Consider the following 24963-nt stretch of genomic DNA (forward strand, 5'->3'; position numbering starts at 1 on the left):
CGTAACCACCTAATACTCTTGTTGCTCAGACTGATATTCACGTTGGAACTCAGCCAGCAACCTTGTTTGCTCGTCAGTCAGAGCTAGGCTTTTCAGAAGTTCAGGTCTTCTAAGCCAGGTTCGGCCCAGCGACTGCTTCAATCGCCAGCGACGTATCTCCGCATGGTTACCAGACAGTAACACTGCCGGAACCTCCATGCCTTCCAGTATTTCAGGGCGAGTGAAATGAGGACAGTCCAGCAATCCATCGGCAAAAGAATCTTCTTCTGCTGAAGCCTGATGCCCCAGAACGCCCGGTATAAAGCGGGCAACGGAGTCAATCAGGGTCATCGCTGGCAGTTCCCCACCACTGAGTACGTAATCGCCGATCGACCATTCTTCATCGATTTCGGTTTTAATTACGCGCTCATCAATCCCTTCGTACCGTCCACAGACCAGAATCATCTTCTGGTTCGTAGCGAGTTGATGTACGCCTTGCTGATCTAATTTACGGCCCTGAGGTGATAAATAAATCACTTTCGCGCCTTCGCCTGCCGCTGCTTTTGCTGCGTGGATCGCATCCCGTAAAGGTTGCACCATCATCAGCATTCCGGGGCCGCCGCCATAAGGCCGATCGTCCACGGTGCGATGCCGATCGTAAGTGAAGTCGCGAGGACTCCAATACTGTACGTTCAGCAGGCCATTTTTAACTGCCCGGCCAGTGACTCCGTAATCAGTAATTGCCCGGAACATCTCTGGAAACAGGCTAATCACCCCAATCCACATAGTCTCGTTCCGCTGGGTACTACTGGTCGATTCAGAGTTCAAAAACCAGGATCCCAATCTACTTCAATAGTTTGAGCAGAAAGGTCGACGCGCTTAACAACCTGTTCAGTGAGGAACGGAACCAGCCGTTCCTTGACTCCGAAGGCATCTTTCAGGTTGGCCTTTATTACCATCACATCGTTCGAGCCGGTTTCCATCATGTCGATGATTTTACCTAACTCATAACCCGTTACGGTCACGACCTGACAGCCAATAAGATCCTTCCAGTAATAATCACCTTCGCCCAGATCGGGCAGTTGTGACGAATCTACGACAATTTCACAATTGGTCAGTAAATTAGCCGCATCACGGTCATCAGCACCTTTCACTTTGATGATCAGATCCTGATTGTGATACTTCCAGCCTTCAATCTCGACAAGCTGCCAACCGCTTTTACTCTGGATGAACCAAGGTTGATAATCAAAAATGCTCTCGGCATCTTCGGTGGATGAAAACACTCTGAGCCAACCTCGGATGCCATATGCCGACCCTATCTTCCCCATCACAATCGGGTTAACAGGAGGTTTTGGGCTGAGTTGATTGCTCATTATCACCACCGCAACAGGTTATGCTGCTTTTTTAGCGTCTTTGATCAGCGAAGATACGCGATCAGACACAGTTGCACCCAGACCAAGCCAATGCTCGATACGGTCCAGATCCAGACGCAGGGCTTCTGCTTGACCAGATGCGATTGGGTTGAAGAAACCTACGCGCTCGATGAAACGACCATCACGCGCATTGCGGCTATCGGTCACGACTACTTGATAGAAGGGGCGTTTTTTCGCGCCGCCACGTGCCAAACGAATTGTTACCATAACATCCTCTTTAGTGAATAAAACAACTGGGCCCCATCGAGGAACGGAGCCCAGTATGTCATATAAAAAGCCCGAAAATTTTACTCATTTTGGCGCAAAAAGCAATCTAAAGCGTATAATCACGCCAAGAGTTTCTTTACACCATCGATTTCGGTGATTAACGTCCCGGGAATCCAGGTGGCATCATCCCTTTCATACCGCGCATCATTTTCGCCAGACCGCCGTTTTTCATCTTCTTCATCATTCGTTGCATGTCATCGAACTGTTTCAGAAGACGGTTCACGTCCTGTACCTGCATTCCGGAACCCTGCGCGATACGACGTTTACGCGATCCTTTAATAATCTCAGGTTTGGCTCGTTCCTGACGCGTCATCGAATTAATGATCGCCTCCATACGCACCAGCACCTTGTCATCCATTTGTGACTTAACATTATCAGGCAGTTGCCCCATGCCCGGCATCTTGCTCATCATGCTTGCCATGCCGCCCATGTTGCGCATCTGCTTGAGCTGATCCAGGAAATCGGTCAAATCGAACCCATCGCCCTTCTTCAGCTTATTAGCAAGCTTTTCTGCCTGTGTACGATCGACCTTGCTTTCGATATCTTCAATCAGTGAAAGCACATCGCCCATACCGAGAATTCGCGAAGCAACGCGCTCAGGGTAGAACGGCTCCAGCGCTTCGGTTTTTTCGCCGACACCGAGGAATTTAATTGGCTTGCCAGTAATATGGCGGATGGACAACGCCGCACCGCCACGGGCATCACCATCAATTTTAGTGAGGATCACACCGGTCAGCGGCAGCGCTTCATTAAAGGCTTTCGCCGTATTCGCCGCATCCTGCCCCGTCATGGCATCAACCACAAACAGCGTTTCAACCGGCTTAATCGCCGCGTGAACCTGCTTGATTTCGTCCATCATCGCGTCGTCAACGTGGAGACGACCCGCGGTATCGACTAACAAGACATCATAGAACTTCAGCTTAGCGTGCTGTAACGCACGTTCTACGATAGCCAGTGGCTTTTCCTGCACGTCTGACGGGAAGAAATCGACGCCCACCTGCTCGGCCAATGTTTCCAACTGTTTAATCGCCGCAGGGCGATAAACGTCAGCTGAAACCACCAGCACTTTTTTCTTCTGCTTTTCGCGCAGGAATTTACCCAATTTGCCCACGCTGGTCGTTTTACCCGCACCTTGCAGACCGGCCATCAGAACAACCGCCGGTGGTTGCGCAGCAAGATTCAGCTCAGCGTTGATTTCACCCATTGCGCTGACGAGTTCATTCTTAACAATCTTGACGAACTCTTGCCCCGGCGTCAGACTTTTATTGACTTCATGTCCGACAGCACGCTCTTTCACGCGATTGATAAAATCACGCACCACAGGTAACGCGACGTCGGCTTCCAACAATGCCATACGCACTTCACGCAGCGTTTCTTTTATGTTGTCTTCAGTCAACCGCCCGCGGCCGCTGATATTGCGCAATGTGCGCGAGAGTCGATCGGTTAAATTTTCAAACATATCTCATGCTCAACGTAAGACAGGCCGCCAGCGCGACACGAATGGAAGAGATTATACACAAAAGCGGGAACGATCTCAGCGCTGCTGACGGAGAACTGTTGGTGCCCACGGCGACTAACGCTATACTGATTCTTCATTTTACCTAGTTGATATTTAATAACCTAATTTGTATGTCTGTTTTCGCTATTGTGGCGCTTGTCGCCTACACACTCAGCCTCGGACTGATTATCCCCAGTCTGCTGCGCAAGAACAGTGCATATCGTCGGCTGGCAATACTCTCGGCCAGCGCTGCGCTAATTTGTCATGCGGTGGCGCTCTATCAACGCATTTTCGATGTTCAGGTCGGCCAAAACCTTAGCTTGCTGAATATCGGTTCTCTGGTCAGCCTCATCATCTGTACGGTGATGACATTTGTCGCCACGCGCGATCGTGGCTGGTTTATTCTTCCTATTGTCTACACCTTTGCGCTGATCAATCTGGCCTTCGCCAGCTTCATGCCGAGTGAATTTATTACGCATCTGGAAGCGTCGCCAGGCTTGATGATCCATATCGGACTGGCCCTTTTCTCCTATGCAACGCTGCTAATTGCTGCCCTTTATGCGCTTCAACTCGCCTGGCTTGATTATCTGCTCAAGAATAAAAAGCTGGGATTTGCCGCTGATATGCCGCCGCTGATGGGCATTGAACGCAAGATGTTTCACATTACGCAGATTGGCGTCATTCTGCTCACGCTGACGCTCTGTACTGGTTTGTTCTATATGGATGACCTGATCGATAACAAAGAGAACCTGCACAAGGCCGTGTTCTCCCTGTTTGCCTGGTTCATCTATATTCTGCTGCTCTGGGGACATTACCATGAAGGATGGCGGGGACGGCGCGTCGTCTGGTTCAGCCTGATCGGCGCCCTTATGCTCACGCTGTCCTACTTTGGCAGCCGGGTTATACAGCACTTCCTCGCAGTCTGACGCGTTCGCGAGCATAAAAAAAGAGAACCTACTTCGGTTCTCTTTTTTTATCTGTGCCTATCCAAGAAACTAGATATGTAGCTCGGCTAGTTTATCTTTCGGCAGCGCCAGATCGTCATTTTGGTTGATACCAATATCGTGATCCACGATGTGTTGAGCAATTTCCTGAGCTTCTTTCAGTGAGTGCATCTCATAGGTGCCACACTGGAATTCGTTCAGCTCAGGAATTTTACGCTGATCGGTCACTTTCAGAACGTCCGCCATCGCCGCTTTCCAAGAATCAGCAACACGTTGCTCATCCGGCGTACCAATAAGGCTCATGTAGAAACCCGTACGGCATCCCATCGGAGAAATGTCGATAATTTCAACGCCATCACCGTTTAAATGATCGCGCATAAAGCCCGCAAACAGGTGCTCTAGCGTGTGGATACCACGCTCTGGCATGACTTCAATGTTCGGACGACAGAAGCGCAGGTCAAATACCGTGATATTGTCGCCATGAGGGGTTTTCATGGTTTTAGCGACCCGAACTGCAGGTGCGGCCATACGGGTATGGTCAACGGTAAAGCTGTCTAGTAACGGCATAATTCCACCTCCTCAAAGAAAAAAATTCATTTTTTCTCGTTTCCGAGAACTTTTCCTTTTTATGCGAGTCTGACTTACTGAAAGACGCGCATTTATTATCATCATCCCTATTAGAGATGTTTATTTGGCCACAGTTCCTGTGGCCTTTTCTTTTTAATGCGTCGCCAGATAGTCGTCAAAACTCATCGTATCTTCAGACTCAATCTGACGTTGACGCTGCCAGGAGTTCTCGCTCGCAGCAGCCAATTGTTCTTCCGCCAACACCTGCAGCGGCTCGCTGCTGAGCATTTTGCGGTATTCTTCCGCTAAATTCAGCCCCACGCTACCATTGCCCTCTTGCTTCATCAACGTTAATAGTCGGCCAGAGAACGTCGTTTCTGGATCGTCAAAACCAACAAGCAGCTCATCGCATACCTGCTGATAGTGCGGTTGATTGTTTTCCGCGTCCAGAACTTCCGCAACGCGACGTAAATCTGCAAACAGAGATTTCCCCACTTCAGCAATTGGCTGCTGGATGGTTTCACACCGCATACCTACCGTTTGCCCAGGCTTACGCCCTTCCAGGATCACTCGGTTCCAGTTTTTACGCGTACACAGTAGCTCATCCGCGCTCATTTCAGGTGCATCTGCCAGTGCACACCAGATCAGGAATAAATCCAGGAAACGAACCTGGCTTTCACTCACCCCGGTCGGAGAGAAAGGATTGATATCCAGTGAACGCACCTCGATATATTCGATTCCGCCACGCAACAAGGCATCAGATGGCGTTTCACCCGCACGCGTCACACGCTTCGGACGAATCGGCGCATACAGCTCGTTCTCAATCTGCAAGACGTTCGTATTCAATTGTAGATAACGACCATCCTTCTTCATACCAACCCGAGCATATTCCTCAGATGGCGTTTTTATCGCGCGTTTTAACGCAGCAACATAGGTGTCCAAATCGTTGAACGTAATTCCCAGATTGCTCTGTGACTTATTGGTATAGCCTAAATCACTGAGCCGCAGAGAGGTCGCATAAGGCAGATAGAGCATGCCTTTTTCCGTACGCTCAAACGGTAGTGCGGTCTCCCGACCTTTCAGGAAGGAAGAGCAAATCGCTGGAGAAGCGCCAAACAGATAAGGGATCACCCAGCCAAAGCGGTAATAGTTACGGATCAGCCTGAAGTATCCCGCTGAAATAGCTTTTTTCCCGCTTTCTGCATCAGCAACTCCTTCTCGCGCCTGCCAGAATGACAGCGGAAGAGAGAAGTTATAATGCACGCCGGAAATAGTCTGCATCAACGCGCCATAGCGGTTTTTCAGCCCTTCACGATAAAGCGTTTTGAAGCGCCCGATATTTGATGAGCCATACTGCGCCAGCTCTATATTTTGCTCGCTGTCGATAAAGCACGGCATGCTCAATGGCCACATCCGCTCATCGCCCAGATTGCGGGAAACGTGACGATGAATATCGCGCAGAAACGTCAACAGATGATCGACATCTTTATCAACCGGCGTAATAAACTCTAACAGCGCTTCTGCAAAGTCTGTCGTAATCCACGGGTGTGCCAACGCCGAACCCAATATCTCGGGGTGCCCGGTCGTAGCAAGATGTCCGTTTGCTGTTACGCGCAATGTTTCGCGTTCAATTCCACGCTGAATACCCTTCACTGCCAGTGGGTGTTTTTCCAGCCAAGAAAGTGCTTCTGAAATGTCCGGGATCAAATCGACCTCCCGTTGTTAAAATGTAATGGTTGTAAGCATAATTGAAACTCAGCAGCACTCACCAGTTCGCATTGCAATCTGGTTAAGACCACCACGCCATCCCCTGCAACGTTATACCCGTCAATACGATATACCGCAGCGCTTTTCCAATACCAATGAAAACCGCCGATTGCACCCAGGGCATGCGTAGCCAACCCGCTAACACGCACAATAAATCGCCTACTACCGGCACCCAGCTAAATAACAACGCAGCGCAGCCATAGCGCTGTAACCAGCGCATGGCCACCGAATACCCAGCTTGTTGTTTTGGCTGAGGGAGTAAGCGCCCTATAAAAATATTTGTTAACCCACCCAGCGTATTTCCTACCGTTGCCACAGCAATCAACAGGTAGGGCTTTGCGCTATCCGCAAGCAATAACGTTACCAGCAGCACTTCCGAACTGCCAGGCAGCAGTGTTGCACTGAGCAGGCTACTCCAGAAAAGAGAAAAGACGGCCCAGAACTCACTCACAATGTACGGACGTCAACCACGGCCATGTTAGCGCGTTTAGCGGCTTCAATGCCGTAGTCTGCATCTTCAAACACGATACAGTGTTCTGGTGCGACAGAAATCAATGTAGCGCAACGCAGAAAGGTATCGGGGAAAGGCTTATGCTGTGTAACATCATCAGCCCCAACGATTGCATCAAAATAATCATGCAGCCCTAAATGCGTTAGCAATCTATCAGCCATGCCATGTGTACTACCTGTGCCAACTGCCATAGGACGCCGTCCGCGATAGTGCTTAACAACATCAATCAGCGGTAGTGGTTTTACGGTATCCAGCAGCATTTCCTCAACAACAGCGGTTTTTTCCGCCGCGAGTTGGTGAGCATCAATATCAGCCTGATGGCTGTCGATAATACGCTGTGCAATACGCCAGGTGGGCGAGCCGTTCAATGCTGTCATGGCACTGGCATCATATCTCATACCATATCGGGCAAGAACCTGATCCCACGCTTTATGGTGCGTTGGTTCGGTATCAAGCAGGGTGCCATCCATATCAAAGATCAGCCCTTGATAGCGATCGTACATCATGACTCCATGATCACTGAAAAGAGAGCTTACTTTATCGTAAAGTGAAAACGTTGTCGCTTACTCAATAACCTTATAAAAAACAGGTTATTACCTCCATAGTAGTAAGGCAGCCTTCATTTACTCGTCGGCTCAATCTCAATATATAGGCAAGGGAGGGGTAAGAATTAATATACGGAAGTGATGAGAAAAATATCGCTCTGATATCAGCAGAATAGAAGGTTGTGCCGCTAGAACGCGAAAAATAGGGTAGAGAGCGATGGGTAAAACAGAAATACGTATCGGAGAAAATTATCTGTCTTGCTTAGTACTTCGAGTCGTTGTTAAAGCAGTGTTATTCTTACGCTTATCGGTTTGTGCTAAGGCAAGAATTTTATTTACATCGAAATATGGTGCATCCGGGAGGATTCGAACCTCCGACCGCTCGGTTCGTAGCCGAGTACTCTATCCAGCTGAGCTACGGATGCAGAGTGTGGTGCAGAAATAAATGGGGTGAGCAATTAAACGAGATACTTAAGAATGGTGCATCCGGGAGGATTCGAACCTCCGACCGCTCGGTTCGTAGCCGAGTACTCTATCCAGCTGAGCTACGGATGCATATTAAATGGCGGTGAGGGAGGGATTCGAACCCTCGATGCAGCTTTTGACCGCATACTCCCTTAGCAGGGGAGCGCCTTCAGCCTCTCGGCCACCTCACCTTACATTACCTGATTCGCTACTAAGAACTTCTTGTTAGTGCTCACCGGTACTGCGTGGCGCACATATTACTTTCCCAGACTTATAAGTCAAACAATTTTTCCCACCTTGTGTTCGTTTGAACAATTCGCATCCAAGACGCGCACTTTCACAACAAAAAGTCTATTTTATCGACAGAAAAACAGGCGGTTACCTTGCCAAAGGTAGCGCACAGGAAAAATGGATATATCGATAAATGTGTGGGGGAAAAGCAGGAAATAACAATTGCGTCCCGCGAACACGAGACGCATTGTCAATCAATATGACGTTGGTTGAGATTTTTCGGCCTGAATACGCTGATAGATCTCTTCACGGTGGACAGAAACCTCTTTAGGTGCATTAACACCAATACGCACCTGGTTGCCTTTCACTCCTAATACGGTAACCGTTACCTCATCGCCGATCATGAGGGTTTCGCCAACTCGACGAGTCAAAATAAGCATTCTTTGCTCCTTGAAAGATTATAAAGAGTCGGGTCTCTCTGTCTCCCCGCCATTATCCATCATGTGCCGTGAAAACGTAAACCTAGACGATGGTATAACCACACCATCACACTCCGGTTTGTCACTACTTGTTAGTTTAGTCGATATCAGTAGCTTGTGCTTTTGTTATCACAACAACAGGACTGAGCATGTAAAGCTTCAGAATATCTGAAGGTAACACACTTTCTATCCTGCTTGCCGGATCCTTTTCCGCAGACAAAAACGCCACAACCAGAAAGTTATGGCGTTTTGTCGGATAACGCGAATAAAACGTTATCTGTCGTTTTACAGCTTAGCAGCAACCCAAGATTCAACGCTTGCCAGCGCAGCAGGCAGTGCAGACACGTCTGAGCCACCAGCCTGAGCCATATCTGGACGACCACCGCCTTTACCGCCAACCTGCTGGGCAACAAACCCAATCAGTTCACCGGCTTTTACGCGGTCAGTCAGATCTTTCGTTACACCAGAAATCAAGCTAACTCGGCCTTCTGCCGCCGTTCCTAGAACGATAACAGCAGATCCAAGCTGATTCTTCAGGTCATCAACCATCGTGCGCAGCAGTTTAGGATCAACATTGTCCAGTTGCGTAACCAGCAACTTCACACCGTTAACCTCTTTTGCTTTGCCAGACAGCGAAGAACTTTCCTGCGCCGCTTGTTGAGCCTTCAACTGCTGAAGCTCTTTCTCCAACGCGCGGGCACGATCCAGAACAGAGCGTACCTTATCCGTCAGGTTGTGACTATCCCCTTTCAGCAGTTGCGCAATGTCTTGCAAAACGTCGCTCTGGCGATGCAGCGCAGACAACGCATTCTCACCCGTGGTCGCTTCAATACGACGCACGCCGGCAGCAGTACCTGACTCAGAAATGATCTGGAACAGGCCGATATCACCTGTACGGCTTGCGTGCGTGCCCCCACAAAGCTCAATGGAGAAATCTCCCATTGTCAGAACACGGACATGGTCATCGTACTTCTCGCCGAACAACGCCATTGCGCCCTTCGCTCTCGCATCGTCCAACGCCATGACATCCGTTTGCACGGTAAGGTTACGGCGGATTTGCGCGTTAACGATATCTTCAACCTGACGAATCTGCTCAGGTTTCATCGCTTCCGTATGTGAGAAGTCAAAACGCAGATAGCTATCGTTAACCAGAGAGCCTTTCTGCGCGACGTGATCGCCCAGAACCTGACGCAGCGCAGCATGCAGCAGGTGCGTCGCAGAGTGGTTCAGACGAATGCGATCGCGGCGTTGGCTATCAACGTTTGCATCGACATTGTCGTTAACACGCAGCGTACCCTGAGTCAGTTTACCGACGTGGCCAATTGCCTGACCGTATTTCTGAGTATCCTGAACGGCAAAGCTGATGCCAGCATTTTTCAGTTCACCCTGGTCGCCAACCTGACCACCGGATTCACCATAAAATGGCGTTTCGTTCAGAATCACAACCGCTTCATCACCGGCCACAATCTGATCGACCGCGTTTCCATTGTGATAAATCGCAATAACCTTCGTTTGTTGCTGCGTTTTTTCATAGCCGCAGAATGGCGTATTTTCATCCACACGGATGAGGCTGTTGTAATCTACGCCAAATCCGCTGGCTTCACGCGCACGCTGGCGCTGTGCCGTCATCGCAGCTTCAAAACCTTCTTCATCGACTTTCAGGCCGCGCTCGCGGCACACATCCGCAGTAAGGTCGACAGGGAAACCATAGGTGTCATACAGGCGGAAGGCTGTTTCACCATCCAGCGTATCCCCTTTCAGGTTTTTAATTTCTTCGTCCAGCAGAGACAAACCGCGTTCCAACGTGCGGGCAAACTGCTCTTCTTCCGTCTTCAGCGCCTGCTCAACCACAGACTGCTGTTTTTTCAATTCTTCAGCTGCTGGCCCCATGACGTGAATCAGCGGCGCAACCAGTTTGTAGAAGAAAGCATCCGTAGCGCCCAGCATATTACCGTGACGCGCAGCGCGGCGGATAATACGGCGCAGAACATAACCACGGTTTTCATTAGACGGCATCACACCATCGGCAATCAGGAACGCACAAGAGCGGATATGGTCAGCAATAACACGCAGCGACTTATTAGTTAAATCTGTCGTTCCGACGGCTTTCGCTACCGCCTCAATCAGCGTTTTGAACAAATCAATGTCATAGTTTGAATTGACGTGCTGCAAGACGGCAGAAACGCGTTCTAACCCCATTCCAGTATCGACGGACGGTTTTGGCAGTGGCAGCATTGTGCCGTCAATCTGACGGTTGAACTGCATGAACACCAGGTTCCAGATTTCGATATAGCGATCGCCATCTTCATCAGGGCTTCCCGGCGGGCCACCTGCGATGTGCTCACCGTGATCGTAGAAAATCTCGGTACACGGACCACATGGCCCCGTTTCGCCCATCTGCCAGAAATTATCAGAGGCGTAAGGTCCGCCTTTGTTATCGCCAATACGAATAATTCTTTCGCGCGGCACGCCAACTTCGTCAGCCCAAATGTCGTAGGCTTCATCATCTGTTGCGTATACCGTTACCCACAGTTTTTCTTTCGGCAGATTGAACCACTGAGGAAACGTCAGCAATTCCCACGCATAGCGAATCGCGTCATGCTTGAAATAGTCACCGAAGCTGAAGTTACCCAGCATTTCAAAGAAGGTGTGGTGGCGTGCGGTATAACCTACGTTTTCCAGGTCATTATGTTTACCACCGGCACGTACGCAGCGCTGCGAGGTTGTCGCTCGGACATAGCTACGTTTATCTAGCCCGAGGAACACATCTTTGAACTGGTTCATACCCGCATTGGTGAATAACAATGTCGGATCGTTGTTCGGCACCAGAGAGCTGCTATCAACAACCTGGTGTCCCTTACTGTGGAAAAAATCGAGAAACGCTTGACGGATCTCAGCGGTGCTCTTGCTCATAATTGTCCTGGAATCAAGCTAGAAGAACAGATCGCGGGCAAGGTTAGTCCAGCATGCTGACGTTACCGAGCAACTCACGAACAAAAAAGTGGGAATAAGATAAATTTTCTTCGATGGGAAGTAAAATCCCGTATGCGTTCAATCTGAAAAATTCGTATAAATTGACTGGATTTCTTCATGAAAGAAGCCACGATAGAGCAGATATCGCTGATGTTTGACTTTGTCTTTCCATTCATCGGACAGAGGATGCCCGAATTTTCGTTCCACAACCGATTTCGCCAGCGCACACCAATCGATATCACTCTCGTTTAATGCTGTGGCTAACGTTGTCTTATCGATTCCTTTCTGGCTTAGCTCCATTTTGATCCGCTGGGCACCATAGCCTTTGCGGCTCCGGCTGCTGATATAGCGGCGAGCATAACGCTCGTCATCCAGCCAACCGTGTTCCTTGCAGTACGCAATAGCCGCTTCCACATCTTCCGCCGCAGCTCGGGCTGTAGCTTCATCTGCTTCCTCTTCTACACTTGCGCTTTCTGACTTATATAAATACGCCGCACATTTGCGGCGTATTTCAGTTTCACTATAATCGCGAACGGAAAGCACATTCATCGCATAGCGTAATGGTTTATTCATCCATCTACCCGCTAAAGTGACCTGTCACAACCCGTTCAGCCACCATTAAAACTCTTCGTTGCCTTCACCAGCAAATTCATCTTCGTCATGGCTATTCCCAGCGGCGGCTGGCGTCAGCTCATTGCCTTTATGCAGCAGCATTTCACGCAATTTCTTATCCAGTTCCGCAGCAATCGTCGGGTTCTCTTTCAGGAAATTACAGGCATTTGCTTTACCCTGACCGATCTTGTCGCCGTTATAGCTGTACCAGGCACCTGCTTTTTCGATCAGCTTGTGTTTCACACCCAGATCGACCAGCTCACCGTGGATATTGATGCCTTCGCCGTACAGAATTTGGAATTCAGCCTGTTTGAACGGTGCTGCCACTTTATTCTTCACAACTTTCACACGGGTTTCGCTGCCGACAACCTCTTCGCCTTCCTTGATTGCACCAGTACGACGAATATCCAGGCGAACAGAAGCATAAAACTTCAGAGCGTTACCACCGGTAGTGGTTTCAGGGTTACCGAACATCACACCGATTTTCATACGAATCTGGTTAATGAAGATCAGCAGCGTATTGGCTTGCTTCAGGTTACCCGCCAGTTTACGCATAGCCTGGCTCATCATACGTGCAGCCAGCCCCATGTGGGAGTCGCCGATTTCACCTTCAATTTCTGCTTTCGGCGTCAGTGCCGCAACGGAGTCGACGATGATAACGTCAACCGCGCCAGAGCGCGTTAATGCATCACAGATCTCCAACGCTTGCTCGCCAGTGTCCGGCTGAGAACACAGCAGGTTATCGATATCTACACCAAGCTTTTTCGCATAAATCGGGTCCAGCGCATGCTCAGCATCGATAAACGCACACGTTTTGCCTTCGCGTTGAGCGGCAGCAATAACCTGTAAGGTCAGCGTTGTTTTACCGGAAGATTCTGGGCCATAAATCTCAACGATACGCCCCATCGGTAAACCACCAGCGCCCAAAGCGATATCCAGGGACAAAGAGCCTGTAGAAATGGTTTCAACATCCATTGAGCGATCCTCGCCCAACCGCATGATAGAACCTTTACCAAATTGCTTTTCGATTTGACCCAGTGCTGCCGCAAGTGCCTTTTGTTTGTTCTCATCAATAGCCATTTCTGCTCCTGTCATGCGGCGTAAAGCTGCTGTCTCTACGCGGCTGCTTAATCATGAATTGCCGAATAATTACTGACATTATACTGTATGCGCATACAGCATCAAGGTTATTTTTTCAGAAACGTGTCGAGCAACGTTTGCAGCGCAAAATGGACCGATTGCAGACGCACCGCGTTTCTGTCTCCACTGAACCGCATTGTCTGAGCGAATGCCCCACCCTGTTTGTCTGTGAAGCCGAACCACACCGTGCCGACAGGCTTCTCTTCGGTTCCCCCGTCTGGCCCGGCGACGCCGCTTACCGATATGGCAAAATCTGCATCGGCGGCCTGCAAAGCCCCGGCGGCCATCTCATTGACGACGGCTTCACTCACCGCACCATGCTGCTCCAGTGTTTCTGCGTTCACGTTAACCAGACGCTGCTTGGCCAGATTGCTGTATGTCACAAAGCCGTAGTCAAACCAGCCTGAACTACCCGCGATATCGGTAATCGACTTAGCTAACCAGCCTCCAGTGCAGGATTCCGCACATGTCAGTTTGGCACCACGCACCTTCAGTTTTTCGCCCACCAAAGCACTTAACCGCAGAATGTCAGCTTCCGTCATTGCCGCCTCATCTTAATCAAGGATTGTTGGGTCAGGGTAACACTTTTCCCCGAAAAAGACGCTCCGCTGCACGGTATGCGAAGCGCATAGCAAAGAAGATGAAAATCGAGGGAAATCGAATAAAACGCAGCCGAATAATCAAGGAGAAAATAGCACGACGCGAATAGATCGTCGGCTAGCAGGAATACAGAGGGAATAGGAGTAATTAATAATGATGGCGCGATTTACATACAACCTGCACAACTGGTGCATCGCCAGTCCTGCTTATTTATAGCCTGAAAGAAATATCTGAAATAACATTCTTCGATAGGGACATTATTTTCTTCAAAGCTATCGGCCAGCCAGTCGATATTTTCCAGAATCCAATCATCCTCATCGAGTCCGTCTCGGTACATTTCATCATCAGGATCGATGATAGAGTAGATCCCCATCGTTCCCATATGATTTTCTTTATATTTCTCCGGTAACGTGAAATCGTTTTCTTTATAAGATATTAACCAGTGGCCGTGGCAAAGCAGGTTGCCATTACGGCTCCACCTTGCAATAAATGGGTTACTCATATTTATTCCTACCAGCATAAAATCTGGTTATAAACGTATCACGACATGTCTATAAAGTAAATTACCACACAAGCAGTGCGCCATTTAAATAATAGAAAACAGGGATACAAATTTATTACACCTTAATAGGTACAAAACCATTAACGATAACTTGATAAATATCAATTTACATAGCAATAAAATATCTAAACAGGGAAGTACAAATAAAAAAAAGCCCACTAAAAATAGTGGGCGGGGTACTGCTATTATCGTTATGTAAAAACCCTGGTGTTTTGCGGCACTTCATTCGGCTTCTGTCTGACTCTTACAGTACCGAACGAACATTAACGCAACATTAGGCGCATAAAAATTCTGACGATTGCTGTGATAGTCTGCGCCAACACTATCGCCACCGTCTCCGCTTTGCTTCGTTGGTCGAGATCGGTCAGAATGGCCTGCATATGCCCATAAAGGGGTAATAATCCATTAGGGAGGATGACGGGTGTTTCCCTCTTTCTTAAGAAGAACCGCAGCGAAAAACGGCAGTTATGCCAATGAAATCAGCAGCAGCATTACGATCGATCGCCCGGCAGAACGTTTATTTGATCTCTGGCGCAAACCGGAAACGTTGCCGATCCTGATGGGCCATTTCGCCAGCATCGAGATACTGAACTATACCGACTCTAACTGGCGGATTAACACGCCGATTGGCGCGCTCATTGAGTGGCAGGCTCGTATTATTGATGAAAAACCGGGAGAGTATATCCACTGGCGTTCGCTGGAAGGGGCACGGGTTCCGAATGAAGGCCGGCTTTCTTTTCAACCAGCCACATCGGAAGCGGGTACAACCGTAACGCTGACGATTCGCTACAACCCACCGGGGGGCTTGATCGGGAAAAAGATCGGCCAAATGTTTGATATGTTTTCTCGCGATATGCTGACGAAAACGCTCTATCGTTTCAAAAAATTAGCGGAGGATGAACTGGCCTAAGCCGCGCCAGACATCATAGCAACAGGTCATCAGCGACCGTTTTCCCGAACTGACGAAAGCGCCCCAATAAAAGGAACGTAGAATGCTGGAATTGATTCAAACCATTGGTCTTGGTCTGGTGTTAATCCTGCCACTCGCGAACCCACTGACAACGGTAGCGGTATTTTTAGCGATGTCCGGCAACATGAGCCAGGGGGAACGAAATCGCCAGATCTTTCAGGCCTCGCTCTACGTCTTTATCATTATGACCGTCGCGTACTACGCGGGTCAGGTCGTAATGAATACCTTCGGAATATCCATTCCTGGATTGCGCATTGCCGGCGGGCTCATCGTCGCATTTATCGGGTTTCGCATGCTTTTTCCTCAGCAAAAGCCAGAGCATGCGCCTGAAGTCAAAAGCAAAAAAGAAGAAATCAACGACAGTTTCTCCGCCAATGAGGTCAATATCGCCTTCGTTCCACTGGCGATGCCCAGCACCGCGGGGCCAGGAACCATTGCCCTCATCATCAGTTCTGCCTCACAAATCAAGAGCGGCGTCGATATCACGCCATGGGTGATTACCGTTGCCCCCGTACTCACGTTTATGTTGATCAGCCTGATCGTCTGGCTCAGTCTGAAAAGTTCGGGCCTGATTATGCGCCTGATCGGGAAAAGCGGCATTGAAGCCATTTCACGGCTGATGGGGTTCCTGCTGGTTTGCATGGGCGTACAGTTCATCATTAACGGTACGCTGGAGATCGTACATTCCCTGCATTAAGTTGAAGATGCGGGGAGATATCAATACGTTGCCAGATAGCCCAATTAGCGTCTATAACTTTGAATGGCGGGTTTATTCATTGGTCGCAAGCGAATACCCCGCCGGTTTGCCATTGATGATGACATAACAAAAAGAAAGCGTGATTTTGCTTACCTAGCGGAAAATAGGTGCGGCCAACAATGAAAATAAAAAAACGATTCCCAATCAATTTACGTTCGCTCATTTTATCCCTTGCCATTATCAGCATGGTCATTACGCTGACCAATGCTTATGTTGCTGTTTATAATGTACAAAAGAAGCTCATTACCGATCAGATACTGAGCTCAAACCTTAACTATTCTTCCAAGTTAGCGGCGACCACAGAAAGTTTTTTATCTTCAGCACAGCAGGAACTGGCTTACAGCGCGACATCAATAGCGGACAGTTTTAGTGACGATGCGGCGCTACTGAGTAAAAGTGAACAGACATACCGCATGAGCCAAAGCTTTAACTCTATTTTCGTTGCAGATACTCAGAATCGGATACACGCGGTTTACCCAACCTCACTGAATCTGAAAGGAAGTACGCTGACCTCTGATGCCAGCAAGCTGGCGCTCGTGGAACAAAGGCCGTTAATCAGCCAGCCTTATATTTCAGTTACGGGAAATTTGATCGTACTGGTTTCCTCCCCGATAAAAGACAAACAGGGAAATTATCTCGGTTACATCGGCGGAACCATTTATTTAAAAAATCAAAGCGTCTTAAACGAATTCATGAACACCCATTTTTATAACGATTACTCCAGCGTTTACGTCATTGATAAAAGCGGGATTGTTCTCTATCACCAGGACAAACAGTGGGTCGGCAAGCCCGTCAGCGATGAGAGAATTAAAAACGCGCTTCACAACAAGAAGAGTGGCACCGCCGCGATGCCCGATATGCAAGGTACGCCGTCTTTGGCGGGTTTCGATACGGTCAATTCATCCGGTTGGATCATCATTACTTTGCACCCTTCCCAAACCGTTATCGATTTGCTCAGCAGCGTGATGCGTTCCGTTTTATACGAAGGTGCCCCGGTAATGGCATTAACGCTTATCGCACTCACCCTACTCGCCTTCTATATCGCCAACCCTCTGCGCTTACTGGCCGTTTCTGCCAGTAAGATGGAGGAGCCCGGCGTGATTGAAAAAATCAAGAAAGTCCCCTCCTGGTATTTTGAGGTTGAGCAGCTAAAACGCGTCATTCTTTTCGGTACCCTGCTGCTGCATAAGCGGATTGGCAAACTGAGTTTGCAGGCCCACACCGATCCACTCACTGGGTTGCTCAATCGCCGTGGTATCTATGAAAGCATTGAACTCATTCTCTCAAAGAGCAATCAGGTTGCCGCCATCGTGATTGATATCGACCATTTCAAACGCGTGAATGATACCTACGGACACAATATCGGCGATGACGTCATCAGGCTGTTGGCGAAAAACATAAAACAGGGTTCGCGCGAATCCGATCTGATTTGCCGCACTGGCGGAGAGGAGTTCCTCGCACTTCTGCCCGATACGGACATGACGCAGGCCGCTGATATTGCTGAACGGCTGCGTAAAAAAGTGGAAAAAATGCCGCTGCCGATTCCTGAAAACATCACGATTTCACTAGGCGTCACCTGTTTTATTCCGGGAATGGAGCAGATCGATAGCGTCTTGAAAATCGCGGACGATGCCCTCTATCAGGCCAAGCATGAAGGCAGAAACCGAGTCGTTATCAAAGTCGCTTCCGATCATTCAGTTAATCACGACACGGAATAGACACGCTCAACATGAATGCCGCGGGCGAGAAAGCAGGCAAAAAAAACCCGCACAAGGCGGGCCAAGGTCATTCTAATGACAGGGATGGTTAACTAACACAACACTCACAGGGATGTGAGGTACTGACAAGGGATGGAAGGACTATAGCAAGCCAAATGTATAGTATTGTCATCAGCAAGTAAGGTTAATCTACCGGTTGTAAAACAACATTGGTGAGACTTCCCAGCCCCCTATCTGGCTATTTCAGCCTGCTTTCCCCGTTCGTAATGGCGCTTTTTGGGTTTTCATCAGCGCAACCAGCAGCGCCATAATGGCCAGAACGCTGGCAAGCCCTCCGACCATCAGCCACCCTCCCTGATGCCATGCAGCCATCGCAACCGTGGAGCCAGCTGCGCCCCCCAGAAACATCCCGCCCATGAATACGGTATTGATCCGGCCTCTGACCGCTTCACCGAGCCCGTAAATCACATGTTGATTGGCAATTAGCGCACTTTGTACGCCGAGATCGAGCAGGACCACACCGATAATCAGGCCAATAACGGAATTGAAACCGACGAATATTGCCCATGAGAGCAGCGTCAGCAGCGCGCCGGCAATCACAACCGGGCGGCTGCCGATTCTATCGGCCAGTCTTCCCGCCAGCGGAGCCGCAAAAATTCCCGCTACGCCAATCACGCCAAACAGGCCCGCAGCAGCAGCGCCCATTTGAAAACGCCCGCCTTCCAGATACAGCGCAAGCACGCTCCAGAACGCGCTGAACGATGCAAATAGCAGCGCCTGAATCAGCGTAGCTTTACGCAATGCGCGTTCATCCTGCCACAGCGTCACCAGCGAACGCATCAGCTCACGGTAACGAACAGTTTGATTCGAGGGTGAAGCCGGTAACACTCTTCCCATTGCCCACGCGCCCGCTAGCGCCAGCGGCACACTCAGCCAGAACATCGCCCGCCAGCCCGCACTTTCCGCCACCAGCCCCGCAATCGTACGGCTAAGCAGAATGCCGCTTAATAGACCGCTCATGACCGTTCCGACAATCGCACCACGCTGTTTCGCATCAGCAAGCGCCGCCGCAGCCGGAACAATCTGCTGTGCGGCGGTCGCCCCAAAACCGATAAGCAGCGAAGCACCTAATAACGCGACAGACGATGTCGACAAGGCCGCAAACGCAGAAGCCAACGCCAGCATCAAAAATTGCCACACGATCAGCCGACGGCGGTCAAACTTATCGCCCAGCGGAACCAGTAACAGTAGCCCTAAGGCATAGCCTAGCTGCGTCACGGTTGGAATCAGCGAGGTTGCCCCGCTCGACGTAAAGCTTTCGCCAATCACGCCCAGCATCGGTTGGTTGTAATAGATATTGGCAACAGAAATACCACTGGCTGCCGCCATTGAGAAAATCAATACTTTGCCGGGTGCCCGCTGCGTGCTGACATCGGCTTCGCTGGATAATGTACTCATCATCATACCTGTCTGTGTGTTTCCTGCCGGAAATCGGCAGGTGATGAGCAAAGCATAGGGTGCCCGACTCATTCCCAGTAGAGAGGTAAAATGGATATCAGCTATTCCAAATAGGAATATTTCAGGAGAAAAGTTGCTTGACGAAATCGGTAAAAATTCTGGCGCGGGCTGATGTCATGCGGCCTCCGGGGTAGACAGCCCACAGATCCATCTTACCCAGCGACCATGAATCCAGAGCGGTGACGACCTGCCCGCTTTCAAGCTCTGGCGCAAACATCCATTCCGACGCCACAATCAGTCCTACACCGGATAGCACCGCAGCACGCACGCCTTCCGCCGCAGAAACTCGGATACGCCCATTGGGAAATACCGTGGTCTGTGTTCCACCTTGAGAAAAAATCCAGCGATCGGTTCTCTCTCCCTGCAAATAGATGACGGCAGGATACGCAGCCAGAACGTCAGGAGAAGCTGGCACACCATGACGCGCGAAATAGTCAGGGGTCGCCAGCAGGCGCATGGAACACGATGCCAAGCGCTGGGCAATCAGGCTTGAATCCTTCATTTCGCCCAAACGCAGAGCCACATCAATGCCTTCAGCAATCAGATCGATCGGGCGATCGTCCAGAATGACATCAATATTTAGCTGGGGATGCTCGGCCATGAATTCATGGAGCCGCGGTATGATTAGCTGTCTGGCGAAAGTCACGGGTGCACCGATGCGTAGCCGCCCAGACAGCGCCGTGCTCCCGCTCACCACATGCTCTTGGGCATCCCCCAGTACCTTTAACGCGGGGGCGATTTGCTCATAAAAATTCTGCCCAGCTTCTGTCGGCGTCAGCCCTCGGGTAGAGCGGAGCAGCAACGGCGTTGCCAGTTGATTTTCCAGTTGCATGATCGCTTTGGACACCGCAGGCTGCCCAATACCGAGCCTGCGAGACGCAGCAGAAAACGACCCCGTTTCAAAAACGCAGATAAATGTTTCCAGCGCGCTCAGGCGATCCATGATTTCTCTTCCGCAAAAGGGGTTTCACTGCATCATACAGGAATCCAGCGAGGATAAGGCGGATCCACACCGCGCCCTTCTTTTCCCTGCCATCGCCATCTTCAGGCACATTCGCTTTACCGCCAACCGCATCAGGTATTACTCTGGTGGCATGACTTGTCATGACAAGGCTGGCAAATTTTTGCTGCCTTTTTCAAAATCTTACGAGGCGATGCATGAAACTTTTCATTTACGAACACTGCCCATTCTGTGTCAGAGCCAGAATGATTTTTGGTCTGAAAGATCTGCCTGTTGAGCAATCCGTCATCATGGAAGGCGACATTGACACGCCAACACGCATGGTAGGTCGCAAAGTGGTGCCGATCCTGCAGAAAGAAGATGGTAGCTTCATGCCGGAAAGCATGGATATCGTCCACTATGTCGACAGCAAGCAAGCGCCGTTAATCGCCGATAAACCGGTTGATGCTGAGATTGAAGCCTGGTGCAAGTCCGTTTCCAGCGCGGTGTTTAACCTTGCGGTTCCCCGTTTTACGAAAGCCGATTTCAAAGAGCTTTCCACGCCGGAGGCGCGCCATGCTTACATCCTGCGCGAAGAAAAAGCCTTCGGCGATCTGGATGCACTGCTCGCAAAAACGCCGGAATTGATTGCGGAAGTGGAGCAGAAACTCAAGGCGCTGGAGTCGCGTCTGGCAAACATCAGTACCATTTCCACCACCGATTTTATTCTGTTCCCGATCTTACTGTCGCTCACGATCGTGAAAGGCGTACAGTTTGGCCCTAACGTTCACGCGTACCTTGAACGTGTCTCTACAGCCAGCAAGGTCGACTTATTGACCGATAAAGCGCTGTAAAAAAGCAAGAATAGAAACAACAAAGGAGCGGCTTATAGCGGCTCCTTATTTTTAGCAACGTTCGGATAACGTCGTTTACTTACCCATATCAATCAGGATTATTGATCCTTGGGATAAAGTGCACACCCTTCTACGTCGTGCTCAAGCTCAATCACCGAATACGACTGAGCATTTTTCGTTTTCTTTATCAGGAAAGGACTTGTCGAAAAGTAACTCCCAATGTTCGCATCATCCACGAAACAGGCAATGATCTCCTTTTCATTTTCCGAGATAATACGTAGCGAATACGTCCAACTGCCATCTGTGTCTGTTGCTTCTGCCCGGTCTTTTTCCTGGCTAAACACATAATCACCGGTATCTTTCAGCAACGTCCCCTTCGGGAAATGTTTCGGTCCAAAAGAACTGCGGAAAGTAGTCACATCCAAATGTTTCAGCAGCGTCAGCACATCCGTTTTTGTTGCCGAAAAACCGGTCTGGGGAATCATCAATACTGAAAAAATCACGGCCAAAAATAGCTTCATTTACTGCAACCCTGCGATAGAAAATCCGTGCGCGTATTCTATTTTAAAAACACGGTTCGCAATAGCGTTATGGGGCACGCTTTTACCCCCATAACGCGTGACGGATTTCAGGCGTTATTTTGCCGTAACGTCTTACTAAACGCGCTTTGCGTTTCCGGCATGACATGATGATATTCCAGCGCATGCTGATTAAGGAAGCACACACCTTCGATCGGCAGCGTACCAAAAGGGGAAAGCGGTTTAATGCGACGGTCCATGCTATTTTCCACCCTGTATATTCCTTTATAAGATGACAATATCGATGTCTCGGTGAACGATAAGGCGAGAACAGCGCGCTTATGCCAGATCAGGCTGTTTAACTAAGTAATGGCTAGGCATACCGCGGATTTCCACGATTTCGCCATCCAGTTGCTGTGCTTCTATATTCTTCATTAACACAAACTGCCCATTAACATTGGCGGCTACGCCGTGCCAGGGGGTCAACCAATCGTCCTTGGTGGGCATCATATGAATACCCAGTTTCAGGCTGTCCGAAGGCTGCGGATGAATAGACAAACGGATGGCGTCTGGAAATTGTTCAGCAAGCAGATTGCCCCATGCCCAACTGCGTTGAATAACGCTACACGCGCGTTTTTTGGCATCTTTCTGTAACGCCGCATTAGAGCCGGTATAGTCAGGCCTCAGGCTATCTTCATAGAGGAAACGGGTCATTGAGCGGTAAAGCTGCAAACCTTCTTCGCTCTGCATGAGCTGCGCTTTCACCTCCTCTTCTGAGTCAGCATAATTCTCAACCAGCTGCTGGCGAAGACGATCATAGTCAGCGGTGAGCGCCGCCATATTCTCTACATCTTTAAGATTAAAAACGCTGAGATGAACGGCACCTAGTTCATGCAGTAAATTTTCAATCTCATCCTGATAAATATTAATCGTTTCGTCGCTGGTCCCAATCAGATCGCCAAATACATGCCCATCAGAACAAATACGGATATGCGCACCGGGTGGATAATAAAGCTGAATACGCTGACATAACGAATTCAGGAAGATCAAGGACAAACGCTCCGCCATATCTGGCATTCTGCCCAACACCTTATAAGGGCTAGGAGATTTAAACGGAAACGCAGGCAGAACGAGTTCAATTTGACGTTCTTCTTCAACAAAAGCACGAATTCTGGGTAATTGAACCCGGGTCACCTGAGACTCTTCTTCACTAATTGGTTTCGTCGACTGGGTAAATCTACGCCGATATTGGATTAACTCACTTAATATTAGCGATGAAACTAATTCATTATTCATCATATACAAAACAACCCCATTACTTTACATTAATTTAAAAAAGGAATTAACTACATAGCTATGGCGTAGAAACAATAGAATAAAACCCTTGCGCGAATACAATAAAAAAACTGAATGACATATTCAGTTTTTTTATTTACGACGCTAGTAATTGATTTGAATTATAAATAAACATAATAAGAATTAAGAAAGTAATTATTAAAAATTAGGATAAGTGGCGATGGAATCTGATCTCTTCCTTTTGTTCAGTACCGCACGTCCCATTACGAAACTGGTAGCGCTGACCCAGCGCATCCGTCACTGCCGTCAGGTTACCTTCCACATCGTAACCGAACTGCGTCTCGCTGTATGACAGTAAACAAAGTAGCAACAATATTTAATGTATAGCTGGATGCGTAATAGCGATAAATAATTAATCAGTTTTAGAAGATTGAAATAGCGTACGGCACAGCATTGTAATTACTCGTGCAGGCTCGATGGCAGTACTGAGGTAATAATATAAATGGATAAAACTAAACTTCCAAGAACTAATCAACACTTCGATCAATCATATCAACACCTTGAGGAAATTATACAAAAAATAAGTAATATAAAAACCCATTAAAGAACCAACAAACCAAATTAAAATTTAAAAGATATATCCTTACCTAATTTTTCTTTAAAAGCCAAAGATAACTCATCAAAAATAACGCACCACTTCGAAAAATATTCATCAACATGCACTTCAACTTTAAATTCTTTTTTTGTTTTATTAGGCAATCCAACATCACTTCCTTTTTTATACTCCAGAATAAAAGAATCCCCTTTTATCTCATACAAAAAATAAAAATCAGAACCTTGTTCACAAAACCAAATTTCATCCTTATGCGCCGTTTTATTTTTCGCTAACTTCATTGATTCAACAATATCATCATAACAAACCAGGAAATCATAAAACAAGTCAAGGATGACTTCTTTATCATTATCAAAAGACAAAAAAATAGAACCTGTGGAATATTGAGATAATTCTTCTATCGCAAATTGAAACTCCGTAACTTCCATTTCTTCTTCGTTCAAACCCTCATCCAGCACTACAGGTTTGTTTTTTATTTCTAATGTTACATCCATTCATTGATCTCCTGGGACATATGGGAATGATGTTACAGGACCTTTTTTCTCGCTAATAATAACCCTAACAACATCTGTTGATTTACTAGAACCATCAGGGTAATAAACCATTGATGGTTTTGATACTGTTACATCGTAAACACCAGGCGTAGATGGTGCTTTGTCAAAAGCCTCTTCAATCATTCTATTATCACTATAATGTCCTTGAGGTTTTCCAGTACTTCTCGCTCTATCCTTCATTGATTCGGGGCTATTTTGTGAACCATGTGTACTACGAGAATGTCCATATTTTTTTGTACTTTTTCCAGCGCCATGATCAGGTTTACACCCAGATACAGCCAAACCCAGCGGATCAACCCACTCCAGCGGATTATGGACGTAAGCTTGGGGTCTAATACCACCAAGTAATCCTATCGGGTCCGGTGACAGGTACTGTCCGCTTTCCGCATCATAGTAACGATGCCGGTTGTAGTAAAGCCCCGTTTCCGCATCAAACAACTGACCCTGATAGCGCAGCTCACAGTACACCTCTTCGTTCGCCGCATCCCCCAGGTAGCGCCGCAGCGGGATAGGTCGTCGCTCTTCGCGGTGTACGCCCCACAGCCCCTGTTCCCCGCGCCAGCGTGCCCCGTCCGGCAGACTCACCCGTACCAGACGGTCCTGCACGTCCCAGTCAAAGTACGTTTCCTTCGGCCTGAACCCCGGCCGCGTT

General features: G+C 48.7%; 26 protein-coding genes, 3 tRNA genes and 1 pseudogene. 5 read left to right on the forward strand and 25 right to left on the reverse strand.

The genetic code is table 11. The annotated features are described in order from the left end of the window. Positions 1-9: 9 nt before the first annotated feature. The 4 genes from trmD to ffh form a co-directional block, all read right to left on the reverse strand. Positions 10-765 carry a tRNA (guanosine(37)-N1)-methyltransferase TrmD gene (gene trmD / locus ACIPUG_RS20355; protein WP_010285995.1) on the reverse strand — a complete coding sequence of 252 codons (756 nt, stop codon included), beginning with the start codon at positions 763-765 and terminating at the stop codon, positions 10-12. A gap of 38 nt (positions 766-803) precedes the next feature. Further along, complete coding sequence (gene rimM, locus ACIPUG_RS20360; protein WP_010308358.1) at positions 804-1352, reverse strand: ribosome maturation factor RimM; 549 nt, start codon at positions 1350-1352, stop codon at positions 804-806. 18 nt (positions 1353-1370) lie between these two features. Continuing rightward, positions 1371-1619 (reverse strand): 30S ribosomal protein S16, encoded by a 249-nt coding sequence (rpsP, locus tag ACIPUG_RS20365; protein ID WP_010285998.1) that lies wholly within the window; start codon positions 1617-1619, stop codon positions 1371-1373. A gap of 157 nt (positions 1620-1776) precedes the next feature. Further along, positions 1777-3138 (reverse strand): signal recognition particle protein, encoded by a 1362-nt coding sequence (gene ffh / locus ACIPUG_RS20370; RefSeq protein WP_010285999.1) that lies wholly within the window; start codon positions 3136-3138, stop codon positions 1777-1779. Between the two features lie 170 nt (positions 3139-3308). On the opposite strand from ffh, the gene ACIPUG_RS20375 reads away from it, so the two are divergent. Next, complete coding sequence (locus tag ACIPUG_RS20375) at positions 3309-4103, forward strand: inner membrane protein YpjD (RefSeq protein WP_010286006.1); 795 nt, start codon at positions 3309-3311, stop codon at positions 4101-4103. Between the two features lie 69 nt (positions 4104-4172). On the opposite strand, the gene luxS is transcribed toward ACIPUG_RS20375, so the two are convergent. From luxS to ACIPUG_RS20440, 13 genes are all read right to left on the reverse strand, one after another. After that, positions 4173-4688: an S-ribosylhomocysteine lyase gene (luxS, locus tag ACIPUG_RS20380; RefSeq protein WP_010286009.1), complete on the reverse strand. Its 516-nt coding sequence runs from the start codon at positions 4686-4688 to the stop codon at positions 4173-4175. Between the two features lie 153 nt (positions 4689-4841). Then, positions 4842-6395, reverse strand: a complete 1554-nt coding sequence (gene gshA, locus ACIPUG_RS20385; protein WP_400339979.1) for a glutamate--cysteine ligase — start codon at positions 6393-6395, stop codon at positions 4842-4844. Positions 6396-6477: 82 nt separating this feature from the next. Then, positions 6478-6906: a YqaA family protein gene (locus tag ACIPUG_RS20390; protein WP_039288358.1), complete on the reverse strand. Its 429-nt coding sequence runs from the start codon at positions 6904-6906 to the stop codon at positions 6478-6480. Then, the gene (yqaB, locus tag ACIPUG_RS20395) at positions 6903-7469 is read right to left on the reverse strand and encodes a fructose-1-phosphate/6-phosphogluconate phosphatase (protein WP_039465264.1); all 567 of its coding nucleotides are present in this window, start codon (positions 7467-7469) and stop codon (positions 6903-6905) included. Before yqaB ends, ACIPUG_RS20390 begins: the two co-directional genes overlap by 4 nt. A 390-nt stretch (positions 7470-7859) precedes the next feature. Next, positions 7860-7936 (reverse strand) — tRNA-Arg (locus ACIPUG_RS20400). Between the two features lie 53 nt (positions 7937-7989). Beyond that, positions 7990-8066 (reverse strand) — tRNA-Arg (locus ACIPUG_RS20405). 8 nt (positions 8067-8074) lie between these two features. Continuing rightward, positions 8075-8167, reverse strand: a tRNA-Ser gene (locus ACIPUG_RS20410). A 294-nt stretch (positions 8168-8461) separates the two neighbouring features. Further along, the gene (gene csrA / locus ACIPUG_RS20415; RefSeq protein ID WP_005972168.1) at positions 8462-8647 is read right to left on the reverse strand and encodes a carbon storage regulator CsrA; all 186 of its coding nucleotides are present in this window, start codon (positions 8645-8647) and stop codon (positions 8462-8464) included. A 324-nt stretch (positions 8648-8971) separates the two neighbouring features. Further along, complete coding sequence (alaS, locus tag ACIPUG_RS20420; protein WP_400339982.1) at positions 8972-11599, reverse strand: alanine--tRNA ligase; 2628 nt, start codon at positions 11597-11599, stop codon at positions 8972-8974. Between the two features lie 138 nt (positions 11600-11737). Continuing rightward, positions 11738-12232 (reverse strand): recombination regulator RecX, encoded by a 495-nt coding sequence (gene recX / locus ACIPUG_RS20425; RefSeq protein WP_014916320.1) that lies wholly within the window; start codon positions 12230-12232, stop codon positions 11738-11740. 45 nt (positions 12233-12277) lie between these two features. Then, entirely contained in the window at positions 12278-13351 is a 1074-nt protein-coding gene (gene recA, locus ACIPUG_RS20430) for a recombinase RecA (protein WP_048257822.1), read from the reverse strand. A 107-nt stretch (positions 13352-13458) separates the two neighbouring features. After that, a complete protein-coding gene (pncC, locus tag ACIPUG_RS20435) occupies positions 13459-13953 on the reverse strand; it encodes a nicotinamide-nucleotide amidase (RefSeq protein ID WP_014916322.1) in 495 nt (164 codons plus the stop codon). A gap of 224 nt (positions 13954-14177) precedes the next feature. Then, positions 14178-14513, reverse strand: coding sequence for a hypothetical protein (locus ACIPUG_RS20440; RefSeq protein WP_010285350.1), 336 nt, complete (start codon positions 14511-14513; stop codon positions 14178-14180). A 481-nt stretch (positions 14514-14994) separates the two neighbouring features. On the opposite strand from ACIPUG_RS20440, the gene ACIPUG_RS20445 reads away from it, so the two are divergent. The 3 genes from ACIPUG_RS20445 to ACIPUG_RS20455 all read left to right on the forward strand — a co-directional run bounded on the left by ACIPUG_RS20445 (position 14995) and on the right by ACIPUG_RS20455 (position 18018). Next, complete coding sequence (locus tag ACIPUG_RS20445) at positions 14995-15483, forward strand: SRPBCC family protein (RefSeq protein ID WP_014916324.1); 489 nt, start codon at positions 14995-14997, stop codon at positions 15481-15483. Between the two features lie 82 nt (positions 15484-15565). After that, a complete protein-coding gene (locus ACIPUG_RS20450) occupies positions 15566-16240 on the forward strand; it encodes a MarC family NAAT transporter (RefSeq protein WP_010307203.1) in 675 nt (224 codons plus the stop codon). Between the two features lie 179 nt (positions 16241-16419). Further along, positions 16420-18018 (forward strand): sensor domain-containing diguanylate cyclase, encoded by a 1599-nt coding sequence (locus tag ACIPUG_RS20455; RefSeq protein WP_180775319.1) that lies wholly within the window; start codon positions 16420-16422, stop codon positions 18016-18018. 243 nt (positions 18019-18261) lie between these two features. Here the strand turns inward: ACIPUG_RS20455 and ACIPUG_RS20460 are convergent, their stop codons facing one another. Next, on the reverse strand, positions 18262-19476 hold the full coding sequence (locus ACIPUG_RS20460; RefSeq protein ID WP_400339984.1) for an MFS transporter: 1215 nt from the start codon (positions 19474-19476) through the stop codon (positions 18262-18264). A gap of 121 nt (positions 19477-19597) precedes the next feature. Next, positions 19598-20479: a LysR family transcriptional regulator gene (locus ACIPUG_RS20465; protein ID WP_039556117.1), complete on the reverse strand. Its 882-nt coding sequence runs from the start codon at positions 20477-20479 to the stop codon at positions 19598-19600. Positions 20480-20694: 215 nt separating this feature from the next. Between ACIPUG_RS20465 and grxB the strand changes: the two genes are divergently transcribed. Further along, positions 20695-21330: a glutaredoxin 2 gene (gene grxB / locus ACIPUG_RS20470; protein WP_400339987.1), complete on the forward strand. Its 636-nt coding sequence runs from the start codon at positions 20695-20697 to the stop codon at positions 21328-21330. Between the two features lie 98 nt (positions 21331-21428). On the opposite strand, the gene ACIPUG_RS20475 is transcribed toward grxB, so the two are convergent. The 6 genes and pseudogenes from ACIPUG_RS20475 to ACIPUG_RS20500 all read right to left on the reverse strand — a co-directional run. Continuing rightward, positions 21429-21851, reverse strand: coding sequence for a bacteriocin immunity protein (locus tag ACIPUG_RS20475; protein ID WP_400339990.1), 423 nt, complete (start codon positions 21849-21851; stop codon positions 21429-21431). A 107-nt stretch (positions 21852-21958) separates the two neighbouring features. Then, complete coding sequence (locus ACIPUG_RS20480; protein ID WP_165572846.1) at positions 21959-22108, reverse strand: hypothetical protein; 150 nt, start codon at positions 22106-22108, stop codon at positions 21959-21961. Positions 22109-22187: 79 nt separating this feature from the next. Beyond that, positions 22188-23147 carry an L-tyrosine isonitrile synthase gene (pvcA, locus tag ACIPUG_RS20485; RefSeq protein WP_371928267.1) on the reverse strand — a complete coding sequence of 320 codons (960 nt, stop codon included), beginning with the start codon at positions 23145-23147 and terminating at the stop codon, positions 22188-22190. Positions 23148-23403: 256 nt separating this feature from the next. Continuing rightward, positions 23404-23490, reverse strand: a pseudogene (locus tag ACIPUG_RS20490) (hypothetical protein); the annotation flags it as partial. Between the two features lie 275 nt (positions 23491-23765). Further along, positions 23766-24251, reverse strand: coding sequence for a hypothetical protein (locus ACIPUG_RS20495; protein ID WP_349841751.1), 486 nt, complete (start codon positions 24249-24251; stop codon positions 23766-23768). Continuing rightward, on the reverse strand, positions 24252-24963 hold a 712-nt coding region (locus ACIPUG_RS20500; RefSeq protein WP_400339993.1), incomplete at its 5' end, for an RHS repeat-associated core domain-containing protein. It lies immediately after the preceding gene.

It is taken from the genome of Pectobacterium sp. CHL-2024, assembly GCF_044751765.1.
GTDB lineage: Bacteria > Pseudomonadota > Gammaproteobacteria > Enterobacterales > Enterobacteriaceae > Pectobacterium > Pectobacterium brasiliense.